Genomic DNA, 21,760 nt, shown 5'->3' on the forward strand with positions numbered 1-21,760 from the left:
AACAGGTAGCCGATGCCCCGCAACACCGCGCCCGACAACAAGGATTTGCCCCATGCCGCCCCCGGCGTGGACGCCCAGGACGACACCGCCGAGCAGGGCCTGCCTACCGCCATTGTTTCGCTGAAGGTGATCGAGGCCCTGGCCTTGGCCCCGAACGGGCTGGGCGTCACCCGTCTGGCCCAGCTGTTGGGCATGCCCAAGGCGCGCGTGCACCGGCACCTGAGCGTGCTGCGCGAGCATGGCTACGTCGACCAGGACCCGGACACCAACCAGTACCGCGTCGGCTGGCAGATGTTCCTGCTGGGCCGCGCCTGCACCAGCCGCTTCGACGTGATGAGCCTGGCCAAGCCGATCCTGGAACACCTGCGTGACCAGGTCGGCCAGACCGTGGTGATCTCCACGTTCTCCGACAACGAAGTGGTGGTGATCGACCTGCTGCGCGGCACCGCGCCGGTGGAAATCAGCCTGCGCCCCGGCACCCGCTTCCATCACAACAGCGTGGCGCAGGGCAAGATCGCCCTGGCCTATGGTGCGGAGAAGCTGCGCCGTGCCTATCTGGCGCAGGCGCTGCCGGCCAGCACCCGGCACACCATCGTCGACCCGGACCGGCTCGCCGCCGAGATCGAGCTGGTGCGCAGGCGCGGCTGGGCCGATGCGCCGGAAGAGCTGTACATCGGCATCAATGCGCTGGCCGCACCGCTGATGCAGGCCAATGGCGAATTGTTCGGCACGCTGGCCATCGTCGGCTCCATCCACTACCTGCCCAGCACGCCGGACCCGGCGCACGTGCAGGCGCTGCTGGAAGCGGCCGCGCAGATTTCGGCAGCGATGGGCTACAACGGCAAACCAACCCGCTGAAGCCCCCACCACTGTTTTTCAAGGCGCGCGGCGGTTGCAGGAGCGGCGTACGCCGCGAAGCTGACAATGGCCAACGCTGCACAGAAATCTGCAATTGCTGGGCACGTGCGTGACCGATGCCGCCCCGGTATCGCAGCTGAAACCGCTTCTACAAAAGAAGCCGCTCCCTCGTAGGAGCGGCCTTGGCCGCGAAGCTGGTGATACCCAGACAACGGCACCAACCGCAATCCCAGGATTGCCAACCTCATGCCGCATCCACCGGTACCGGTTTCGCGGCGTACGCCGCTCCTACATTGAACCGCGCGATATCAGCCGTTCTGCAGTTGCGCCAGGAACCGGCGCGGCGCGCCGTCGAAGCCGCCGTTGGACATGAACACCACGTGGTCGCCGTCGCCTGCCACGCGCCCCAACTGCGCCAGCAATGCATCGGTATCGGCCACCGCCTGCGCCTCACCGCGTACCGCGGCGATCACCTTGGCCGCATCCCAAGGCAGCTCGGGGCGCGCCAGGAACACCACCGCATCGGCGATATCCAGCGACGGCGCCAGGGCGTCCGCGTGCGCGCCCAGCCGCATCGAATTGCTGCGCGGTTCCATCGCCACCACGATGCGCGCAGCGCCAACCTTGGCGCGCAGGCCTTCCAGCGTGGTGTGGATCGCGGTGGGGTGATGGGCGAAATCGTCGTAGATGGTGACCCCGTGCGCCTGTCCGATCACTTCCATGCGTCGCTTGACGCTGTGGAAGCGCGCCAACGCCGGCGCGACAGCGGCCACGTCCACGCCCACCGCATGCGCGGCGGCCAGTGCGGCAAGCCCGTTGAGCACGTTGTGGCGGCCCAGCAGCGGCCATTCCACCGTCGCCACCGCCACGCCACGGTGCAGCACCGTGAATGCGCTGCCATCCTGGTTGACCAGACGCGCGCTCCATTCCAGCGCGGGATCGAAGCCGAACCGCTCCACCGGCGTCCAGCAGCCCATCGCCAGCACCTCGGCCAGGCGGGCATCCTCGCCGTTGACGATCAGCCGCCCATTGCCGGGCACGGTGCGCACCAGGTGGTGGAACTGGCGCTGGATCGCGGCCACGTCCGGGAAGATGTCGGCGTGGTCGAACTCCAGGTTGTTGAGGATCGCCACCCGTGGACGGTAGTGGACGAACTTGCTGCGCTTGTCGAAAAAGGCGGTGTCGTACTCGTCGGCCTCCACCACGAACAGCGGTCGATCCGAAAGCGTCGACGCGTTGCTTCCTTCCCCTTCCGGGGGAAGGGGGTGCGCAGCGCCGGATGGGGGTACGGCATCACTCCCCGCCCGGGGAAGCTCGCGCCCCAACCGCGCCGACACCCCGAAATCCTCCGCCACGCCGCCAATCAGGAAGCCCGGCGCGCGCCCGGCGGCCTGCAGCAGGAACGACAGGATGGTGGTGGTGGTGGTCTTGCCGTGGGTGCCAGCCACCGCCAGCGTGTCGCGGCCAGGCAGCACGTTCTCGGCCAGCCACTGCGCTCCGGAGGTGTAGCGCCGGCCCGCATCCAGTACCGCTTCGACCGCCGGGTTGCCGCGCGAGAGCGCATTGCCGACCACGACCTCGTCGCAATCCCCTGCGATATTGCCGGGCAGATAGCCCTGCGACAGCGTGATGCCCAGCGTTTCCAGCTGGGTGGACATCGGCGGGTAGACCGCCTGGTCGCTGCCTTCCACCTGATGACCGAGTTCGCGTGCCAAGGCGGCCACGCCGCCCATGAAAGTGCCGGCAATGCCGAGGATATGGATCTTGCTCATCCGCCGATTGTCGCCGATGCGCTTGCGAACGGGTATCTGCGTAGGAGATACCGAAGCGTATGTAAGGGAATCCCCGATACCGTCACATCGGCTTCATCCGCACAATACATGACGCCAGCCGCAGTATCCCTCAGGTCCTACTCCCCAAGAGGCCATCCCCAGGGAGCTCATGCTGCGGGGCTCTGAGCAAGCTCATCTGCTGGCCCCTGCAAACGGAAACGCCCGGATCCTCACGGATCCGGGCGTTTCTGTATGGGCGCACCGCGGCGGCGGGGCCCTGCGGCTGCGGCGGCAGGCGCCGCAGCCACCTGGGTCAGCGCTTGATCGCGGCCAGGATGCGGGCCAGCACTTCGTCCAGCGCACCCACGCCGTCGACGCGGGCCAGGGTGCCCTTGGCAGCGTAAAAGTCGATCACCGGCGCGGTGGAATCGTTGTAGACCTGCAGGCGCTGGCGCACCGATTCCGGGTTGTCGTCGGCGCGGCCCTGCTCCTTGGCGCGGCCAGCGATGCGCTCGACCAGCAGCTCGGTCGGCACGTCCAGCTGCACGATCGCGTCCAGCGGCTGGTTCAGCCTGGCCAGCAGTTCACCCAGCGCATTGGCCTGGGCCACGTTGCGCGGGTAGCCATCGAGGATGAAACCCTTGGCGGTGTCGGCCTGGGACAGGCGCGATTCCAGCATGCCCAGCAGGATGTCGTCGGACACCAGGTTGCCGGCGTCCATCACGGCCTTGGCCTGCTTGCCCAGCTCCGTGCCGGCGGCCACTTCGGCGCGCAGCAGGTCACCGGTGGAAATGTGCGGAACCTGCAGTTGTTCCTTCAGGCTCGTCGCCTGCGTGCCCTTGCCCGAACCGGGCGGTCCCAACAGAACCAATCGCATTCCTGACTCCCATATGTTTGAGGAAACGGGACGGACAGCGGCGTTAGACTCCATGGGCCGATTCACGCTGCACCGCAATATGTGCAGCTTACCGCATCCGGCCAATGTCCCGGAATGTCCCCCGTCCAGAGAGTATCCACCATGTCCCAAGGCACCCTGCTGTACGCCCAGTCCGGCGGCGTCACCGCCGTCATCAACGCCACCGCCGCTGCCGTCATCAGCGAAGCAAGGGCAAGGAGAATCAAGGTGTTGGCAGCGCGCAACGGCATCCTGGGCGCATTGCGCGAAGAGCTGATCGATACCTCGAAGGAGTCCGCGGCCAGCATCGCCGCGCTCGCCCATACGCCGGGCGGTGCATTTGGATCGTGCCGCTACAAGCTCAAATCGCTGGAGGCCGACCGCGCCAGGTACGAGCGCCTGCTGGAGGTGTTCAAGGCGCATGACGTGCGCTGGTTCCTCTACAACGGCGGCAATGATTCGGCCGATACCGCGCTGAAGGTGTCGCAGCTGGCCAAGGAGTACGGCTACCCGCTGACCTGCGTGGGCGTACCCAAGACCATCGACAACGACCTGGCCGTGACCGACACCTGCCCGGGCTTCGGCTCGGCGGCCAAGTACACCGCGGTATCGGTGCGCGAGGCGGCGCTGGACGTGGCGGCGATGGCCGAGACCTCTACCCGCGTGTTCATCTACGAAGCCATGGGCCGCCACGCCGGCTGGCTGGCCGCTGCCGCCGGGCTGGCCGGCGAGAGCGCCGACGACGCGCCGCACATCATCCTGCTGCCCGAGCGCGCCTACGAGGAAGCCACCTTCCTGGCCAAGGTGAAGCAGGTGGTGGCCAAGGTGGGTTACTGCGTGGTGGTGGCCAGCGAAGGCATCCACACCGCCGATGGCCAGTTCGTCGCCGATGCCGGCGGTGCCAAGGATTCGTTCGGGCACACCCAGTTGGGCGGCGTCGCCTCGTACCTGGCGGGCCGGGTCAAGGCCGAGCTCGGCTACAAGGTGCACTGGACCCTGCCCGACTACCTGCAGCGTTCGGCCCGCCACATCGCCTCCAGGACCGACTGGGAGCAGGCACAGGCGGTCGGCAAGGCCGCGGTGCAGTTCGCGCTGAAGGGACAGAACTCAGTGATGCCGGTGATCGTGCGCACCGCCGACGCGCCGTACCGCTGGAAGATCGAGGCCGCGCCGCTGTCCAAGGTGGCCAACCACGAGAAGAAGATGCCGGCCGGCTTCATCCGCAAGGACGGCTTCGGCATCACCGAGAAGGCACGCCGCTACCTGCAGCCGCTGATCCGTGGCGAAGCACCGCTGCCTTACGGCCGCGATGGACTGCCCAAGTACGTGACGCTGAAGAACGTGGCCGTCGCGAAGAAGCTGCCGGGCTGGGAAGGCTGAGCACGATGTATCCGCGCCTGGGCCTGTGGGCGTTGCTGGTGCTGCCGGCGTGGTGGGCGCAGCCGGTAACGGCCTACACGCCGCAGGACGGCGACATCGTGTTCCATACCTCGACCTCGCGCCAAAGCGTGGCGGTGCAGGCCGCCACGCATTCGCCGTACAGCCACATGGGCATCGTGCTGTTGCGCGGCGGCGCCCCCTACGTGCTGGAAGCCGTGCAGCCGGTGCGCTACACGCCACTGCAGGCCTGGCTCGACCGTGGCAGGCACGGCCGCTACGTGATCAAGCGGCCCGCCACGCCTCTGGACGCCAACGCCAAGGCTCGCCTGCATGCCGCTGCAACGCCCTATCTCGGCAAGCCTTACGACCTCACTTTCGAGTGGTCCGACCAGCGCATCTACTGCTCGGAACTGGTGTGGAAGCTGTACCGCGATGCCGCCGGCATCGGCCTGGCACCACTGGCGCGGCTGGACAGCTTCGACCTGCAGGCACCGGCCGTGCAGGCCAAGCTGCGCGAACGCTATGGCGCGAACATCCCACGGGGCGAACCGGTGATTTCGCCGGCGGCCATCTTCGCCTCGCCCCTGCTGGTCACCGTGGACCAGCGCTGAGGCCCGGGCGTCCCGCCGGTTGAATCCGGTGGGCGCCCTTCAATGCGTTCAGCGCGTGCAGGCGGCGCCTTCCATCGACAACCTGGCCGAGTACGCCGGCAGCGCCGCCAAACGGCCCGCTGCGGCCTGGGCCTTGGCATCCTCCAGGTAGACGCGGTTCTGGCCCTGGCCATCCAGCGCCACGCGCTGCCCGGCCGGCTTGCGCCAGACCTCGATCAACGCCTGCTGCGTGCTGCAGGCCGCCGAGGGCACGCGCACCACTTCGTTGAGCTTCCAGCCGGCCGCCTCGCTCGGCGTGACCTTGCCCGCATCCAGGAACACCGCGCGGGCCTGGCACTGCGGGTTGGTACGCACCAACTGCATGTCATAGGGCTGCGCCGCGGTGCCGGTGAAGCGGCCTTCGATGCGGGTACAGGCTTCGGGAATCTGGCGCACGGTATGCACCGCACCCACCGCCTGCGCCGCGGCCGCCGGCCGCTCGATCTCCGGCGTGGGCAACGCCGCCAACGCGGTCAGGGGCAGCAGGGCCAGCAACACGGGGGCGATGGCTTTCATCGGGCAACTCCACAAGACGGACGCCGCACGTTGCCACTGTCGCGCTGAACGGGCAGGCAAACGCGGCCATGGCTAGCGGCGGAGACAGCTGGCAGTCATACTCGGCCGGCCTCAGGAGTGTTTGAACACAGCGACACGTACCACAGCCGCAGCGCGGCCCGGGTCTGTTCCAGTGCTTCGATCTACCCGGCGTGTCCCCGCTTCATCCACAGCTGGATGGCATCCACCAACGCTGGAGGGGTCATGCTCGAACAGTACGGTCTTGTGCTCTCGCTGGTCTGCGCCGCCGTCGCCATCATCTACGGCATCATCTCCGCCCAATGGGTACTGCGGCAGCCTGCCGGCAATGCCCGCATGCAGGAAATCGCCGCCGCCATCCAGGAAGGCGCGCGGGCCTACCTCAACCGCCAGTACCTGACCATCGCCATCGCCGGCGTGGTGCTATTCGTGCTGGTCGGCTTCTTCCTCAGCTGGTACACCGCCATTGGCTTCGCGGTGGGCGCGGTGTTGTCCGGCGCGGCCGGCTACATCGGCATGAACGTGTCGGTGCGCGCCAACGTGCGTACCGCCGAGGCGGCACGCAACGGCATGAGCGCGGCGATGGACGTGGCGTTCCGCGGCGGCGCGATCACCGGCATGCTGGTGGTCGGGCTGGGCCTGCTCGGCGTGGCCGGCTACTACCTGATCCTGCAGCGGCTGGGCCTGAGCCAGGCCGACAACCTGCATGCGCTGGTCGGGCTGGCGTTCGGCAGTTCGCTGATCTCGATCTTCGCGCGACTGGGCGGTGGCATCTTCACCAAGGGCGCCGACGTGGGCGCGGACCTGGTCGGCAAGGTCGAGGCCGGCATCCCCGAGGACGACCCGCGCAACCCGGCGGTGATCGCCGACAACGTCGGCGACAACGTCGGCGACTGCGCCGGCATGGCCGCCGACCTGTTCGAGACCTACGCAGTGACGGTGATCGCCACGATGCTGCTCGGCGGGCTGATGGTGGCCGAGGTCGGGCGCAATGCGGTGCTGTACCCGCTGGTGCTGGGCGGTGTGTCGATCATCGCCTCGATCATCGGCGCGTTCTTCGTCAAGGTGAAGTCCGGCGGCTCGATCATGGGCGCGCTGTACAAGGGCGTGATCGTCTCCGGCGTGCTGGCCGCCATCGCCTTCTGGCCGGTGACCACGCAGCTGATGGCCGATTCCCGCCATGGCGCCACCAACCTGTACCTGTGCGCGCTGATCGGGCTGGTGCTGACCGGTTTGATCGTGTGGATCACCGAGTACTACACCGGCACCCAGTACAAGCCGGTGCAGCACGTGGCGCAGGCCTCGACCACCGGCCATGGCACCAACATCATCGCCGGCCTCGGCGTATCGATGAAGTCGACCGCGCTGCCGGTGATCGCCGTGTGCGCGGCGATCTGGGGCGCCTTCCACTTCGGCGGTCTGTACGGCATCGCCATCGCCGCCACCGCGATGCTGTCGATGGCCGGCATGATCGTCGCGCTCGATGCCTACGGGCCGATCACCGACAACGCCGGCGGCATCGCCGAGATGGCCGAGCTTCCCGCCGACATCCGCGACATCACCGACCCGCTGGACGCGGTGGGCAACACCACCAAGGCGGTGACCAAGGGCTATGCGATCGGTTCGGCGGCACTGGCCGCGCTGGTGCTGTTCGCCGACTACACGCACAACCTGCAGGCCGCGCATCCAACCGAGGTGTTCACCTTCGACCTGTCCGACCACACGGTGATCATCGGCCTGCTGATCGGCGGCCTGATCCCCTACCTGTTCGGCGCGATGGCGATGGAGGCGGTGGGGCGTGCGGCCGGCGCGGTGGTGGAGGAAGTGCGTCGCCAGTTCCGTGACATCCCGGGGATCATGCAGGGCACCGGCAAGCCGCAGTACGACAAGGCGGTGGACATGCTGACCCGCTCGGCGATCAAGGAGATGATCATGCCCTCACTGCTGCCGGTCGCGGTGCCGGTGGTGGTGGGCCTGCTGCTCGGCCCGAAAGCGCTGGGTGGCCTGCTGATCGGCACCATCGTCACCGGCCTGTTCGTCGCCATCTCGATGACCACCGGCGGCGGCGCCTGGGACAACGCCAAGAAGTACATCGAGGATGGACACTTCGGCGGCAAGGGCAGCGAGGCACACAAGGCGGCGGTGACCGGCGACACCGTCGGTGATCCGTACAAGGACACCGCCGGGCCGGCCATCAACCCCCTCATAAAAATCATCAATATTGTCGCGCTGCTGTTGGTGCCATTGCTGTAGTCGAAGCCGACTGCGCATGGCACCTTCGCCCTTCCCCCGTTCACGGGGGAAGGGAACGGGATGGGGGGCGCCGAAGGCGCAGATCAAGATCATCAACATCGTGGCGCTGTTGCTGGTGCCGTTGCTTTGATGCACATCGCGTGACCGGCGGCGTCACCCTTCCCCCGCCCGGGGGAAGGGTGGCTGGCCTTGCACGCAGGGAGTCCGCCTGGCTTCATTCCAGCGCGGAATCTTCGGTCACACGGTGTGCGGCCCGCTCATCCCGGGTGATCGCGGCGCGGTTCGGCCAGGTGCGCGTCTTCCTGCGGTCGCGGCCGCGACAGCACGTAGGCGGCACTGGCAACGAAGAACAGGCCCACGCCCAACGCCAGCTTCCAGTCCGGGTGGGCGCCGATGAAGAACAGCACATAGCCCAGTGCCATGCCGCCGCCGGCAAAGCACTTGCCCCTGCGGCTGATCGCACCGTGCTCCTTCCACTGCCGCAGCGGCCCCCCGTAGCGCGGGTGGTTGAGCAGCCAGGCCTCCAAGCGCGGCGAGGAACGCGAGAAACACCACACCGCCAGGATCAGGAAGATCGTGGTCGGCATCACCGGCAGCAAGGCCCCGATGATGCCCAGCGCAACCATCAACCAACCCACGCAGAACCAGAACCAGCGGATCATCGCTGGCTCTCCGGCACGGCGGGCCTGGCCCGGGGGGTGGTCACACGAACTCCTCCTCGACATACCCGCGCACCGTACGGAACGCGGCATTTGCACCTTCGATGGCCTCCGCTTCCTGCCCGGCAGTCAGCGGCACCGCATCCAATGCCGCGGTGAACTGCCGCCAGTGGCGGGCCGCACCGTCCGGGTGCGCCGCCAGGTGGCTGGCACCGAACCGCGCGCCCAGCCCCAGCTTGGCGGCCATCTTGAACAGAATGGTACCGCCCAGGTTGGAGCCTTCGGCGACATACAGCCACCCCAGTGCATGCGGCAGGTCGACAGCGGCGGGCAGCGCCGTGGGTGCGGCCGCCGGCAGGCCCTGCTCCAGGTCGCCCAGGTCCTGGGCGATCTGCTCCAGCCGGCAACGCCCGGCCAACCCGGGCAGCAGCGCTACCAGCGCCGGCACCGCGTATAGCGTCTGGATGTCACGGTGGAAGCGGTACTGCACGCGCACGAAGCGGGCAAACCGCGCACGGCTGGCGAAGATGTCCTCGGCCATGATCCGCTTGTCCAGCGAATCGTGCGTGCCGTGGGTCGCGGCCTTAAGACGTTGGCTGCGGGTCGGGATGGCAGGGGGTTCGGTCGTGTTCATGGCGCGCGGAAGGGTAGCGATGGGGTTCGCCTTCGCCTGCGGCACAGGCGCGGCCCCGCGGGGGAGAAGCCAGGGCCGGAAGATCGGCCGCGCACGGCCGGTAGCCGCCGTTGTCCGGCATTCCAGGCGCCGGGCGATCCTCCTGCCGGCAGGCTGGCCAGCATATCTCAAACGATAATGCTTCCCATGCGCAAATAATCCTTGCCTTTGGTGCGCCGCAATAGCCGTGCGCGTAGAATGGCCCTCTTTTTCAACCAAACACGATTCGGAGTCAGCGCAATGGGCCTGAAACTGGTCTCCCCGGGCAAGAACCCGCCGGAAGAAATCAACGTCATCGTCGAGATCCCGAAGGATTCGGAGCCGGTGAAGTACGAGATGGACAAGGAAAGCGGCGCGATCTTCGTCGACCGCATCCTCTCCACCCCGATGCGCTACCCGTGCAACTACGGCTTCGTGCCGCAGACCCTGTGCGGCGACGGCGACCCGGCCGACGTGCTGGTGGTCCTGCCGCTGCCGTTGGTGCCCGGTTCGGTGGTCCGCTGCCGCCCGGTCGGCGTGCTGAAGATGACCGACGAGGCCGGCAGCGACGAGAAGATCCTCGCCGTGCCAGTGGCCAAGATCTTCAATGGCTACGCCCACGTGGAAGACATCAACCAGGTGTCCAGCCACTGGCTGGAGCGCATCGGCCACTTCTTCGAGCACTACAAGGACCTGGAAAAGGGCAAGTGGGTCAAGATCGAAGGCTGGGGCGACGCCGCCGAAGCCAAGAAGATCCTGGTCGACGCCCACCAGACCTTCCTGGCCAAGCAGGAACAGGAAGGCTGATCCACGCCGCGGGCGGGGCCACGTTCCGGCCCGCCCGCAGCGACTGCGATCACGTTTCTCCGGCGTCGCGCATGACCCGTCGCCAGCGATTCGCTACATTTACAGGCCGGTTGATCCGGCCTGTTTCCGTTCTGCCCGTTCGTCGTAATCGCGTGTTTTGCCAAGGGGAAGTGTCTTGCGAATCCTGTTAGTCGGTGGCGAAGCCACGCTGTCGGCCGAGTTGCTCGAGTACATCGGCGATCTGGGCGACGAGTGGGAGGTGCAGTCGGTCCCCGATGGCAGTGCCGCGATAGTGGCGGTTTCCTCGGCGACCATCGACGCGATCATCGTCGCCCCGACCCTGAACGACCTGTCCCCGGCGACCCTGCTCGGCCAGATCCGCACCCTGCGTCCGGAAACCATCCGCATCGCCCTGATCGAGGGCGGCGAGAACCAGCGCGTGCCGTCGGCCCGCATCATCGGCCTGGCCCACCGCTTCCTGCCGCTGCCGCTGGCCCCGGAAATGCTGCTCGAGGCGCTGACCAGCCTGGAAGAGCTGCGCGAGCTGCTGGACAGCCCGCGCCTGCGTGCGGCCATCGGCCGCATCGAGAAGCTGCCCTCGCCCCCGCACCTGTACCTGAGCCTGATGCATGCGCTGGAGGACGACGACGAGAGCAACGCGGCCGACATCGCCAAGCTGGTCTCGGCCGACCCGGCCATCGCCGCCAAGGTGCTGCAGCTGTCCAACTCGGCATTCTTCAACAACGGCCGCGCGATCTCCGACCTGCGTGGCGCGGTGACGCGGCTGGGCCTGTCCACCCTGCGTGACCTGGTGCTGGCCAGCGAGGTCTTCGCCCTGCCCGGCGCGTCCAGCGCCGAGCGCAACGCGCTGCAGACCCGCGCCCTGCTCGCCTCGCGGCTGGCGGCCAGGATGCTGCCCCAGTCCAGCGCCGAGCTGGGCGCCACCGCCGCGCTGCTGGCCGACATCGGCCAGTTGCTGCCGGGCGTGCGTGACGAACACCTGCCGCTCGAATCCGGCGATGACCGCCCCGGCCACGCCGAGGCCGGCGCCTACCTGCTGGGCCTGTGGGGCCTGCCGATGCCGATCATCGAGGCCGTGGCCTTCCAACTGCAGCCGCTGCGCTCGAACGTACGCAGCTTCTGGGTCGCCGGTGCCGTGCACGTGGCCACCGCGCTGGCCGCCGGCCGCGAGGTCGACGAACAGTACCTGGCGCGCGTGGGCGTGCTGCCCAAGCTGGAGCAATGGCGCGAGATGGCCGACGGCATGATGGGGCTGACGCTGGAGGCGTGAGCTTCCCCGTTGGTGTGGTGAACGACGGCCGCCGCGTGCGGCCGTTTTCCTTGGGCGTCCGCCGGCATGCCGGCGTCAACGACAGGCCGCGCCGGATGCGTGCCCCGCGCCGCGCCGTCGCAGGCAAAGAAAAAGGGTGGGCCTTGCGGCCCACCCTTTCCTTGTTTCACAGGGCTTCGATGGATCAGAAGCGCTGGTTGTACTGGATGAACAGGAAGCGATCGTAGTCGAGCATCGGGTCGATCTGCGAAGCGCTGCTGTTGCTCACCGAATAGGTGATCGGCGGCTTCTTGTCGAACACGTTGCGCGCACCGACGGTCACGCTGCCGTCCCACGGAGCCTGCCAGGTGACGGACACGTCGTGGTACACGATCGCGCCCTTCTTGTTGGCACCTTCGCCACCGCCCCAGCCACCGTTCGGGGTCTGGTAGTTCGGCTCGTTGCACTCCACGCCATCGTCGTAGCAGTAGTCACGGAAGCCGCCGTAGTAGCGCATGCCCCAGTTCGCGGACAGGTCGTCCTTGGCCCAGTTCACGCCCAGGGTTGCGCGAACGCGCGGGTAGTTCCAGTAACCGGCGTAGTTGTCCCACTCGGCACCCTTGGTCGACTGCTGGCGGAAAGTGCTCAGGTAGTTCGCGTCAAGGTTGACACCGAAGGTACCAATCGCCAGTTCCGGCAGGCGGTAACGGACGCCGAAGTTGTAGCCTTCGGTTTCCAGCGAGCCCAGGTTGGCGTTACCGCGGCTCAGGCTGGTGACCTGACCGGTGGTGACGTCGCGGCCGTACTGGTCACAGAACTGCTGCACGCCGTTCTGGTAGCACTGGTTCAGCACGTAATTGGCCGACACGGCGGTGATCACGTTGTCCACGGTGATCTTGTACCAGTCCAGCGAGATGTCCAGGCCCTGCACGTAGCTCGGGCTGTACACCAGGCCCACGGTGCGGGTCTTGCTGGTTTCCGGCTGCAGCTGGTCGTTACCCACGCCCGACTGGAATGCAGCATTGGCCTGCGTGTCACGCGCGGTGACCGGCTTGCCGGCGGCATCGGTCTGGCGATGGGTCGAAGCCAGGCCTTCGGACTGGCAACGCGCGGCGACGCGCGGGTCGTTCAGCATGCCGAACTGCGCATCGCACGGGTCGGTGAAGCGGTCGAAGGTCTGCGAGCCGCCACCGAAGGTGTCGTCCATGGTCGGGGCACGGAAGCCTTCACCATAGGTACCACGCACCAGCAGGTCTTCAATCGGACGCCAGGTCAGGCTGAACTTGCTGTTGATGGTGTCGCCGAACTTGTCGAAGTCCGAGTAACGGCTGGCGATATCCAGCGACAGCTCCTTGGCACCCGGCAGATCCTTCAACAGCGGGATCATGAATTCCAGGTAGAACTCATTGGCCTTGTACTTGCCCGAGGCTGCGCCAGCAGCCAGGTCGGTCGTGTAACCGGCCGAGGACAGTGCGTCCGGATGGTCGTAACCGCTGACTTCACGGTGCTCGTAACCGGCAGCGAAGGCGAACTCGCCGGCGTCGCCCGGCATGTCGAACAGACCACCGGTGATGTTGGCGAAGTACTGCTTGCTCTTGCTCTGCGACGTCGCGTTGAGCAGGGTGTTGATGTAGGTCAGCGCTTCCGGAGTGGCTGCCGAAGCACCGCCCAGGATGTCGAACGGGGTGCACTGGCCCAGCGCGGCATTGGTGCCGAGCGCGATCGGGTTGGCGGCGGTGCCGCACTGTGCGACGCCAGCACTGTTGATGAACGACGGGCCCAGAGCCTTCTGCAGCGCCAGCAGGTTGATGTTGCCGCTGCTGGTTTCGGTCACGTCGTACTGGTTGTAGTTGATGCCCACATCCCAGTCGAACGGACGGTCGTTGAAGTCGAAGGTGCCTTCCAGCGCTGCGTCGAAGTGGAACGACTTGACGTTGTTCTCACTGATGCGCGGCAGTTCGAAAATGCGACGGCCCCAGCTGGTGATGTCAGCATCGACCGGGTTGTAGACGCTGTCCTTGCTCAGGGCGACCGGGAAGTTCCTCTGGCTGGTACCGGTCAGCGGGTAGCCGGCGATCTGGCGCTTGGAGTCACGCTCGGAGTACATCACGGTCGACTTCAGACGCAGATTGTCGTTGATGTCGTAGGTACCAGCGGCGAAGACCGACTTGTTCTCCGAACCCTGGTTCAACATCATCTGCTCAGTGGCGTTGAAGTAATCGTCGCCATTGATCGGGTGGTAGTTGTTCGGGTCGCTGGAATCAGCACCAACGCCACCCGGGTGATTGATGACCATCACCTCGCCGGTGGTCGGGTCGGTGTAACGACCCCACTGGCCAGCCGGGCTCAGACCGTCGGCCGCATGGCGCGGACCATAGGTGTAACGGGTCAGTGCGCGGTCCTTGGCCCACACCGGATCTTCCTTGGTGTAGGAAGCGCCCAGCATGATCGAAGAACGCTCACCGGTGGTGCCCAGGGTCAGGTTGTACTGGGTCTTGGCACCGTCACCGTCGCTGTTCTGGCCGTAATAGACCGAAGCTTCGGCGCCGTCGAAATCCTTGCGCAGGATGATGTTGATCACGCCGGAGATCGCGTCGGAGCCGTAGATGGCCGAGGCGCCATCCTTCAGCACTTCGATGCGCTCGATCAGCGAGCTCGGGATGGTCGACATATCGGTGAAACCGGCCAGGCTGGAGCTCCAGCGCTTGCCGTTGACCAGCACCAGGGTGCGCATTTCACCCAGGTTGTACAGGTTGGCGTACTGCCCGCCCTGCTCCGGGTTGGAAGCCAGCACGGCTGCCTTGGAGAAAGTCTGGGTACCGGAAACGGTCAGGTTCTGCAGGATGTCACCCACGGACACCAGACCCGAACGCTTGATGTCCTCGGAGGACACCGTGAAGATCGGCTGCGCGGTTTCAACGTCAACCGAGCGGATGCGCGAACCGGTGACTTCCAGGCGGTCCAGGGTGGTGGCACCGGCGGCGTCCTGAGCGGAAGCGAAGGCAGGCGTCAGGGCAATGGCGATGCCGGCCGGGAGCAAACCCAGCCGCACTGCGGAATTACGAAGCTTCATCAATCTCTCCAAGGAAGCAAATAACAACAACGTTAGTGGTGTGTTAAACACCCCTGAACGTTACGATTGCATCGCCCCGATTGATTTGCGCGAGCCGCCCTTAAACTTTGCCGAATCTGGCCTCAACGCTTCGCGCATGTCGCGGTAGTGCGTGGCCGAGGTGCCGAAGCGGGCGCGGAATGCGCGCGCGAAACTGCAACAGTTGTCAAAGCCACTGGCCGATGCAACTTCGCCGACCATCATGTCGGTATCGCGCAACAGCATCGCGGCACGCTCCAGTCGCAACCGCGCCGACAGCGACTGCGGGCTTTCCTCGTACAGGCTCTGGAAGGTCTTGGACAGGTACCAGCTGGAGAAGTTGGTCAGTTCGGCCAGCTCGCCGATGCGTACCACGCGGTGGCTGTTGCCCTCCAGGTACATGCGCGCACGCTGCATGCGGCCGAACACCTGGCGCTTGCGCATGCGTGAACGGCCGGGGCAACGCTGCACCGTCACCGACAGCTCGCGCTGCAGCGAGGCCAGGTGCAACAGCAGCGGCCGCAGCTGGTGGATGGTGGTACCGGCGCCCTGGGCCTCGCGCCACAGGCGCAATGCCAGCCGCGCCTCGGCATGGCTCATGCGGCCGCGGCCGGTGTAGACGCTGCAGTCGGCCAGCGTGCCCAGCATGCGCAGGGCATCGGCATCCAGGCTCACGCCGATGCACACGCCATCACGGCCGGCCTGGATCAGCGGACGGGACTCCTTCTCGAAGGCAATCCATTCACGTTGGTGCAGACGGAACTTGCCTTCCTTGGACTCCACCCATGCGGTGCCACGCAACTGCATCCATACGGTGAACACGGTCCCGGAGGTCTGCAGGCTGCCCAGCCGCGCGACGCCCACGCAGTTCGGACGCGGCCCGTCATCGACATGCCTGTCGAACGTCACCGATTGCCCGCGATCCACCCAGGTCACCTGCCGCATGCTGCTCACCATCTGTTTGCCTTCAATGGGCGATGGTTTTGCCAACTCTGGCGGCGAAGGTCAGGAAGATCCTGCGAGATTGCTCCGAAATTATCCGGAAGCGACTTCCGAAAGAATCACGAAGGATGTTTTCCCAACCACGGCAACCACTTGGCCACGCCCATCAGCCGCCGCGGCGGGCGCCTGGGGACCGGCATCACGCCGATATCGGCGCCGTCGGCGACCGCCAGCGCGACGAAGGCGGCACTGCCATCGGGCGCCAGGCTCAAGCCGTTGCCGGAGCTGTAGCGCACGGCGTCCAGGCACTGGCTGAGCCCGTTGGCACCGGGGTTGATCGCATCCAGCCGGGTGGCGCATCGCGGCCCGATGTTCAGGTACTGCACCGTGCCGTTGTCGGCCACCGCCCAGGTCCGGTAACGCCAGCGCGTCGGCACCTCGCGATTCACCGGCCGGGCACTGCTCAAGGCCAGGCTTGAATCCACCTGCCACAGGCCGGGACTGCCCAAGCGGGTGAACAACACCTGCCCGCCGGTCTTGTCGACCCGCACCTGGGACACACCCTCCAGCGCCGCCAGGCGCTTCCAGGGTGTCTGCGTGCGATCGAACAGGGCCAGCACCATGCGGTCATTGACGGCACGCTCGACCACCAGCACCGTGCCGGGCTGCCGTCCATAGACGGCCTGCAACGGCTCGTTCACCGGCACCGGCAACTTGCTCCATTGCCCTTCCTCCGGGATCACCTCGTAGATACCGGGCAGGCCCTCCGCGTCACGGCCGGTGACCAGCAGATGGCGGGCATCGGCGGACCAATCCATCGGCTGGCGCGCCTCGGGCCGGAAACCATCGATCATTTCCAGCGAATCAGGTGCCTCCAACCGCGCCCACCACAATGCGAACGCACCGGAACGGTCCGAGGTGAAAGCCAGCTGGCGGCCATCGGGCGACACCATCGGCTGGCCATCGCGACCGGAGGAAGCGAACAACCGCTGCGGCTCGCCGCCAGCCACGCCCAGCGGGAACCGGAACAACCCGTACTGCGGCTGGTCGCGCATGAAGGCCAGGTTACTGCCCTGGCGCGAGACCGAGGGACTCTGCGCATCGCCGATGCCCAGGTCGCGCAGCAGGCGGGTACCCAGGTCCAGCCCGAACAGGCGCGACTCGCTGTCCACGCGCCGGCCGAACACCATCTCGCTGGAAGTCAGCCACGCCCAACCGCGGATCTCGGCGGCTTCCTCGGTGAGGCGCTCGGCGTTGCTGCCGTCGGCGTCCATCACCCACAGATCGCCCACCTGCGGATTGCGCACGAAACCGATGCGCTTGCCGTCGGGCGAATAGCGCGGTGCGTAGTCAAAGTCGTCACCGGACATCGCATAGGAGAACGACGTCCAACGCCCGGATGCCAGCTCCAGCGTGCGGATACCGCGGCTGGCCTGGCTGCCGGTCATCGACCCGAAGATCAGGCTGCGCCCGTCCGGTGCCCAGTCGAAGCTGAGCATCTCGGTGCCGTCGCAACGGGTCACGCGGCGCGCAGTTCCGCCGGTGGCGGGCATCACCAGTACTTCGCAGCCACCATCGGCGAGAAAGCGCGCGAAGGCGATTTCGCGTCCATCCGGCGACCACGCCGGGAAACGGTCCGAACCGCCTTCCGGCGGCGTGACCAGCTGCACCGGCGTCGCGGTGCCGGTGCTCTGTACCCACAGGCTCGAAAGCCCGTCGCTTTCCTTGGCGAACACCACCAGCGCGCCGTCCGGCGACAGGTCCGGATGGGTTTCGAACGCCGACGTCGAGGTGATCAAGCGGTACGGGCGCTCGGGACTGCCCAGCACCCGCGTACCACTGACGGTTTCCTGAGGTTCCGGCGATTCCGGCTGCTTCCACAGCAGCCAGGCCATCAGCAGCGTGCTGGCCAACAGCAGTATGCCCACGCCACTCAACACGTAGCGCCGCACCACCCGTCGCTGTGGCGACCGCGCCGGAGCCGGCCTGGCGGCAGCCTCGTCCTGCACCGCGGCGACGGGTTCGACGACCACGGGCTCTGGCGCATCATCCGACGCCTCCGCGTCGACCACCGCCGCGTCAGCGGCGGCATCCTCCCAGGCAACCGGCACCAGCAAGCGGTAACCGGTCTTGGAAATCGTCTCGATGTAGGCTACGCCGTCGCCATCGACCGCGGTCGATGCAAACGCCTTGCGCAGTTGGGTGATCGCCTGGGTCAGCACGTCGTTGGTCGGCATGGTGTCCGGCCACACTTCGGCGAACAGCTCATCGCGTGTGACCACCTGGCCGGCACGACGTGCCAGCGCCAGCAATACGCCGATGCTCTTGGGGGTAAGTCGCTGCACCTTGCGTGCATCCGGCGGATGCACCTCGCGTGAGGACAACACCACCAGACACTCGCCAATGCGAAGCCGATCACCGGCAGGCTTCTCGTTGTCGATTGTTTGCATCGGGATCAGGGTCAAAGCCGTCTTGGACACCATTCCTGTGTCCGGTTGAACGACCCGGGGGAGAGTCGATCAACCGCCAGATTCCGCAAATGGCTGCAACGGAAAGCGCAAAAGTTCAAACGGGTGCGAATACTACTCTAAGCATGTTACCGGTGTGCCCCCACATCGACGACATCAGGCTCTCTCTCGCCGACGAATCCACATAATCCGTTACAGAATTCGCGCCGCAAGGCGCGATTTTTTTAACTGGCGTTCAGCCTTTTCGCGCCTTGCTGATGGTCAGCCCGACCAGTCGCGAAACCACCAGAGCCACGTACATCACGCCTGAAAACTGCTCCAGCATCACCAACGCGCGTGCCTGCGGATGCACCGGCGTGACGTCGCTGAGCCCGACCCCGGACAACAAACTGAAGCTCAGATAAAGCAGCTCCACCCAGCTGCGTATTTCCCCCTCGCTGCTGGCGATGAAACTGCCCGGATACCACTGCTGGCAAACTGAATAGGCGAACGCAAACGCCCATGCCAACAGCGTGAATGTCGCACCCGCGGCGAACAGTTCGTCACGCGTGACTTCATGGTCCTGCAACATGTAGGCGATGAGGCTGCAGGTCGTATAGAAGTACAGCAGGCATTCGAGCACCTGCGAGGTGGTGGTGAACGCATGCCGCTGCAGCACCGCACCGGCCACCGAGAACACCACCGCCGGGATCGCCAGCGTCAACGCCATCCAGATCCCCAGCGGGCTGCGTCGCACGACCCACACCGACAGGCCGAGCACCGCCATGCCAAACGCGTTGAACAGCACGCGGCCGGCGGTCATGTGCTCCATCGCCGGGTACAGCAGCACGCCCAGCAGCTGCACCGCCAGCAGCCACGCCGACGGATGCCGGCGGGCCAACGCCAGCCAGCGCAGGTGCGCGCGTACGCGCAGGCCTTCCGGCCGCGCTCCCTCCGGACCGACGCTCATCGGAGGGCGATCCTCAGCGCGCGGCGCGGTACGGGTACTGCGCGAAGATTGCCGCAACCGCCGCATCGATCTGCGCGCCACGCTTGTCCGGAGTGCTGCGGCCCACCGTACCCACCGCCACGCCTTCCCAGACCAGGCGGTTGCGCTGCACGTCGACCACGTCCACGTTGAGCGTGCCCTCGGTGTACTGGTGCACGTCGGTGCGGTCGCGCCAGTACGGCACGGCCACGTAGCCGCGTGCGCGATAGCTGTAGTAGTAGTCGTAGTCCACCTGCGGCATCGTGGTCACCCGCGTCTTGTCCTGCAGGTAGGCATTGAGGTTGACCCACAGGTCGGGCTTGGCTTCGTCGAGCACATAGCCACGCGCCTGCATCTGTGCCTGCACCGCCGCACGGATGCGATTGCTGGTGATGGTGGTGTAGCCGTTCTGTTCCAGCGCCAGCGGCGAGTAGAACGCAAAGCTGCGGTAGCGGCCGAAGTCGCCGCTGGGATCGGCCTGGCTGCTGACCCGGGGCGTGCTGGCACAGGCCGCCAGCAGCGAGGACAGCAACAGCACCGTGATGAGCCGGAACGCATTGCGAAGCTTCATGGCGACCTCCCCTGCGATGGACGGCTGCACGCTACCACGACCGCCGCCCCGTCCGCGTCAACCCTGCCCCGGGAAGCCGGCGGGCTCCCCGGGAGCGGAACCGGCGGTCAATCCGGCCGGTACACCTGCGCGCCCTGTTCGCGGAACTGCGCCGACTTCTCGGCCATGCCGGCCTGCAGGGCCTGCGCCGCGTCCATGCCCTGCCCGGCCGCATAGTCACGCACGTCCTGGGTGATCTTCATCGAGCAGAAATGCGGGCCGCACATCGAGCAGAAGTGCGCCAGCTTGTGCGCATCCTTGGGCAAGGTCTCGTCGTGGAACTCCCTGGCTTTCTCCGGATCCAGGCCGAGGTGGAACTGGTCCTCCCAACGGAACTCGAAGCGCGCCTTGGACAGCGCGTTGTCGCGCACCTGCGCGCCCGGGTGACCCTTGGCCAGGTCGGCCGCGTGCGCGGCGATCTTGTAGGCCATGATGCCGTCGCGCACGTCCTGGCGGTTGGGCAGGCCCAGGTGTTCCTTGGGCGTCACGTAGCACAGCATCGCCGTGCCGTACCAACCGATCATCGCCGCGCCGATGGCGCTGGTGATGTGGTCGTAGCCCGGCGCGATGTCGGTGGTCAGCGGGCCGAGCGTGTAGAACGGCGCTTCGCCGCACTCGTGCAGCTGCTTGTCCATGTTCTGCTTGATCAGGTGCATCGGCACGTGGCCCGGACCTTCGATGATGGTCTGCACGTCATGCTTCCAGGCGATTCTGGTCAATTCGCCCAGCGCTTCCAGCTCGCCGAACTGCGCCGCGTCGTTGGCATCGGCGATGCAGCCCGGGCGCAGGCCATCACCGAGGCTGAAGGACACGTCATAGGCCTTCATGATCTCGCAGATGTCCTCGAAGTGCGTGTAGAGGAAGTTCTCCTTGTGGTGCGCCAGGCACCACTTGGCCATGATCGAACCACCGCGCGAGACAATGCCGGTCACGCGCTTGGCAGTGAGCGGCACATGACGCAGCAACACACCGGCGTGGATGGTGAAGTAATCCACGCCCTGCTCGGCCTGCTCGATCAGGGTGTCGCGGAAGATTTCCCAGTTGAGCTCCTCGGCGCGGCCATCCACCTTCTCCAGCGCCTGGTAGATCGGCACGGTGCCGATCGGCACCGGCGAGTTGCGGATGATCCACTCGCGGGTTTCATGGATGTGCTTGCCGGTGGACAGGTCCATCACCGTGTCGCCGCCCCAGCGGATCGCCCACACCAGCTTTTCCACTTCCTCGGCGATGCCCGAGGACACCGCGCTGTTGCCGATATTGGCGTTGATCTTGGTCAGGAAGTTGCGACCGATGATCATCGGCTCGCTTTCCGGGTGGTTGATGTTGTTGGGCAGCACGGCGCGCCCACGCGCGATCTCGTCACGCACGAATTCCGGGGTGATGACCTTCTGGATGTCGGCGCCGAAGCTCTGCCCCGGGTGCTGCGCGAGCAGGCCGGCATCACGTACCGCCTCCAACCGCTGGTTCTCGCGGATGGCGACGAACTCCATCTCCGGGGTGATGATGCCGCGGCGCGCGTAGTGCATCTGGGTGACGTTGGCACCGCCAATGGCACGACGCGGCAGCACGCGTGCCGGGAAACGCACGGCATCGAGCCTGGCATTACCTTCGCGCGAACGCCCGAACGCCGAGCTCAGGCCCGGCAGCTGCCCGGTATCGCCACGCTCCTGGATCCAGCGTGCACGCAGTGGCGCCAGCCCGGCGGCCAGGTTGATGCGCGCTTGCGGATCGGTGTACGGGCCGGAGGTGTCGTACACCGTGATCGGGGGGTTCTCCTCGCCGCCGAACAACGTGGGCGTGCGCGTCTGTGCGATCTCGCGCATCGGCACCTGCAGGTCGGCCCGCGAACCGGGCACGAAGATCTTGCGCGAGCCGGGGATCGGCTGGGTCACGGATTCGGAGAGTTGCTGGGCCTGCTGCTGCAGGCTGGGCTGGGCGTTCATCGGCATTCG

17 protein-coding genes are annotated in these 21,760 nt (G+C 66.5%); 6 read left to right on the forward strand and 11 right to left on the reverse strand.

Annotated elements, in window-relative coordinates:
- Positions 1-12: 12 nt before the first annotated feature.
- Positions 13-858 (forward strand): IclR family transcriptional regulator, encoded by an 846-nt coding sequence (locus IB227_RS11775; RefSeq protein ID WP_192287556.1) that lies wholly within the window; start codon positions 13-15, stop codon positions 856-858.
- Between the two features lie 308 nt (positions 859-1,166).
- On the opposite strand, the gene mpl is transcribed toward IB227_RS11775, so the two are convergent.
- Positions 1,167-2,630, reverse strand: coding sequence for a UDP-N-acetylmuramate:L-alanyl-gamma-D-glutamyl-meso-diaminopimelate ligase (gene mpl / locus IB227_RS11780; protein ID WP_192287557.1), 1,464 nt, complete (start codon positions 2,628-2,630; stop codon positions 1,167-1,169).
- A 313-nt stretch (positions 2,631-2,943) separates the two neighbouring features.
- A complete protein-coding gene (locus tag IB227_RS11785) occupies positions 2,944-3,507 on the reverse strand; it encodes an adenylate kinase (protein ID WP_132865509.1) in 564 nt (187 codons plus the stop codon).
- A gap of 141 nt (positions 3,508-3,648) precedes the next feature.
- Between IB227_RS11785 and IB227_RS11790 the strand changes: the two genes are divergently transcribed.
- Entirely contained in the window at positions 3,649-4,905 is a 1,257-nt protein-coding gene (locus tag IB227_RS11790; protein WP_192287558.1) for a 6-phosphofructokinase, read from the forward strand.
- A gap of 5 nt (positions 4,906-4,910) precedes the next feature.
- A complete protein-coding gene (locus IB227_RS11795; protein WP_192287559.1) occupies positions 4,911-5,516 on the forward strand; it encodes a YiiX family permuted papain-like enzyme in 606 nt (201 codons plus the stop codon).
- Positions 5,517-5,564: 48 nt separating this feature from the next.
- Here IB227_RS11795 and IB227_RS11800 read toward each other — a convergent pair whose 3' ends face one another.
- Positions 5,565-6,071, reverse strand: coding sequence for a hypothetical protein (locus IB227_RS11800; protein WP_225591804.1), 507 nt, complete (start codon positions 6,069-6,071; stop codon positions 5,565-5,567).
- Positions 6,072-6,314: 243 nt separating this feature from the next.
- On the opposite strand from IB227_RS11800, the gene IB227_RS11805 reads away from it, so the two are divergent.
- On the forward strand, positions 6,315-8,342 hold the full coding sequence (locus tag IB227_RS11805; RefSeq protein WP_192287560.1) for a sodium-translocating pyrophosphatase: 2,028 nt from the start codon (positions 6,315-6,317) through the stop codon (positions 8,340-8,342).
- Between the two features lie 257 nt (positions 8,343-8,599).
- On the opposite strand, the gene IB227_RS11810 is transcribed toward IB227_RS11805, so the two are convergent.
- Complete coding sequence (locus tag IB227_RS11810; protein ID WP_192287923.1) at positions 8,600-9,001, reverse strand: YbaN family protein; 402 nt, start codon at positions 8,999-9,001, stop codon at positions 8,600-8,602.
- 43 nt (positions 9,002-9,044) lie between these two features.
- Positions 9,045-9,635, reverse strand: a complete 591-nt coding sequence (locus tag IB227_RS11815) for a biliverdin-producing heme oxygenase (RefSeq protein ID WP_192287561.1) — start codon at positions 9,633-9,635, stop codon at positions 9,045-9,047.
- A 279-nt stretch (positions 9,636-9,914) separates the two neighbouring features.
- Between IB227_RS11815 and ppa the strand changes: the two genes are divergently transcribed.
- Together ppa and IB227_RS11825 are read left to right on the forward strand one after the other, a co-directional pair.
- A complete protein-coding gene (gene ppa / locus IB227_RS11820; RefSeq protein WP_132865514.1) occupies positions 9,915-10,460 on the forward strand; it encodes an inorganic diphosphatase in 546 nt (181 codons plus the stop codon).
- A gap of 175 nt (positions 10,461-10,635) precedes the next feature.
- The gene (locus tag IB227_RS11825; protein WP_192287562.1) at positions 10,636-11,751 is read left to right on the forward strand and encodes an HDOD domain-containing protein; all 1,116 of its coding nucleotides are present in this window, start codon (positions 10,636-10,638) and stop codon (positions 11,749-11,751) included.
- Positions 11,752-11,935: 184 nt separating this feature from the next.
- Here IB227_RS11825 and IB227_RS11830 read toward each other — a convergent pair whose 3' ends face one another.
- From IB227_RS11830 to thiC, 6 genes are all read right to left on the reverse strand, one after another.
- Positions 11,936-14,803 carry a TonB-dependent receptor gene (locus IB227_RS11830; protein WP_192287563.1) on the reverse strand — a complete coding sequence of 956 codons (2,868 nt, stop codon included), beginning with the start codon at positions 14,801-14,803 and terminating at the stop codon, positions 11,936-11,938.
- A 60-nt stretch (positions 14,804-14,863) separates the two neighbouring features.
- Positions 14,864-15,766, reverse strand: a complete 903-nt coding sequence (locus tag IB227_RS11835; protein ID WP_132865516.1) for a helix-turn-helix transcriptional regulator — start codon at positions 15,764-15,766, stop codon at positions 14,864-14,866.
- Between the two features lie 116 nt (positions 15,767-15,882).
- Positions 15,883-18,246, reverse strand: a complete 2,364-nt coding sequence (locus IB227_RS11840) for a winged helix-turn-helix domain-containing protein (protein ID WP_318639542.1) — start codon at positions 18,244-18,246, stop codon at positions 15,883-15,885.
- A gap of 220 nt (positions 18,247-18,466) precedes the next feature.
- Positions 18,467-19,180, reverse strand: coding sequence for an ion channel (locus tag IB227_RS11845; RefSeq protein WP_192287564.1), 714 nt, complete (start codon positions 19,178-19,180; stop codon positions 18,467-18,469).
- A 13-nt stretch (positions 19,181-19,193) separates the two neighbouring features.
- Positions 19,194-19,769, reverse strand: coding sequence for a DUF4136 domain-containing protein (locus IB227_RS11850; protein WP_192287565.1), 576 nt, complete (start codon positions 19,767-19,769; stop codon positions 19,194-19,196).
- Positions 19,770-19,876: 107 nt separating this feature from the next.
- Positions 19,877-21,751: a phosphomethylpyrimidine synthase ThiC gene (gene thiC, locus IB227_RS11855; RefSeq protein WP_192287566.1), complete on the reverse strand. Its 1,875-nt coding sequence runs from the start codon at positions 21,749-21,751 to the stop codon at positions 19,877-19,879.
- Positions 21,752-21,760 lie beyond the last annotated feature (9 nt).

The organism is Stenotrophomonas sp. STM01, from assembly GCF_014852135.1.
Lineage (GTDB): Bacteria > Pseudomonadota > Gammaproteobacteria > Xanthomonadales > Xanthomonadaceae > Stenotrophomonas > Stenotrophomonas capsici.

Excerpts from the sequence above, each read along its gene's own strand:
- IB227_RS11775 (WP_192287556.1), top strand. The coding sequence starts at position 13 with ATGCCCCGCAACACCGCGCCCGACAACAAGGATTTGCCCCATGCCGCC.
- mpl (WP_192287557.1), bottom strand. The coding sequence starts at position 2,630 with ATGAGCAAGATCCATATCCTCGGCATTGCCGGCACTTTCATGGGCGGC.
- IB227_RS11785 (WP_132865509.1), bottom strand. The coding sequence starts at position 3,507 with ATGCGATTGGTTCTGTTGGGACCGCCCGGTTCGGGCAAGGGCACGCAG.
- IB227_RS11790 (WP_192287558.1), top strand. The coding sequence starts at position 3,649 with ATGTCCCAAGGCACCCTGCTGTACGCCCAGTCCGGCGGCGTCACCGCC.
- IB227_RS11795 (WP_192287559.1), top strand. The coding sequence starts at position 4,911 with ATGTATCCGCGCCTGGGCCTGTGGGCGTTGCTGGTGCTGCCGGCGTGG.
- IB227_RS11800 (WP_225591804.1), bottom strand. The coding sequence starts at position 6,071 with ATGAAAGCCATCGCCCCCGTGTTGCTGGCCCTGCTGCCCCTGACCGCG.
- IB227_RS11805 (WP_192287560.1), top strand. The coding sequence starts at position 6,315 with ATGCTCGAACAGTACGGTCTTGTGCTCTCGCTGGTCTGCGCCGCCGTC.
- IB227_RS11815 (WP_192287561.1), bottom strand. The coding sequence starts at position 9,635 with ATGAACACGACCGAACCCCCTGCCATCCCGACCCGCAGCCAACGTCTT.
- ppa (WP_132865514.1), top strand. The coding sequence starts at position 9,915 with ATGGGCCTGAAACTGGTCTCCCCGGGCAAGAACCCGCCGGAAGAAATC.
- IB227_RS11830 (WP_192287563.1), bottom strand. The coding sequence starts at position 14,803 with ATGAAGCTTCGTAATTCCGCAGTGCGGCTGGGTTTGCTCCCGGCCGGC.
- IB227_RS11835 (WP_132865516.1), bottom strand. The coding sequence starts at position 15,766 with ATGCGGCAGGTGACCTGGGTGGATCGCGGGCAATCGGTGACGTTCGAC.
- IB227_RS11840 (WP_318639542.1), bottom strand. The coding sequence starts at position 18,246 with ATGGTGTCCAAGACGGCTTTGACCCTGATCCCGATGCAAACAATCGAC.
- IB227_RS11845 (WP_192287564.1), bottom strand. The coding sequence starts at position 19,180 with ATGAGCGTCGGTCCGGAGGGAGCGCGGCCGGAAGGCCTGCGCGTACGC.
- IB227_RS11850 (WP_192287565.1), bottom strand. The coding sequence starts at position 19,769 with ATGAAGCTTCGCAATGCGTTCCGGCTCATCACGGTGCTGTTGCTGTCC.
- thiC (WP_192287566.1), bottom strand. The coding sequence starts at position 21,751 with ATGAACGCCCAGCCCAGCCTGCAGCAGCAGGCCCAGCAACTCTCCGAA.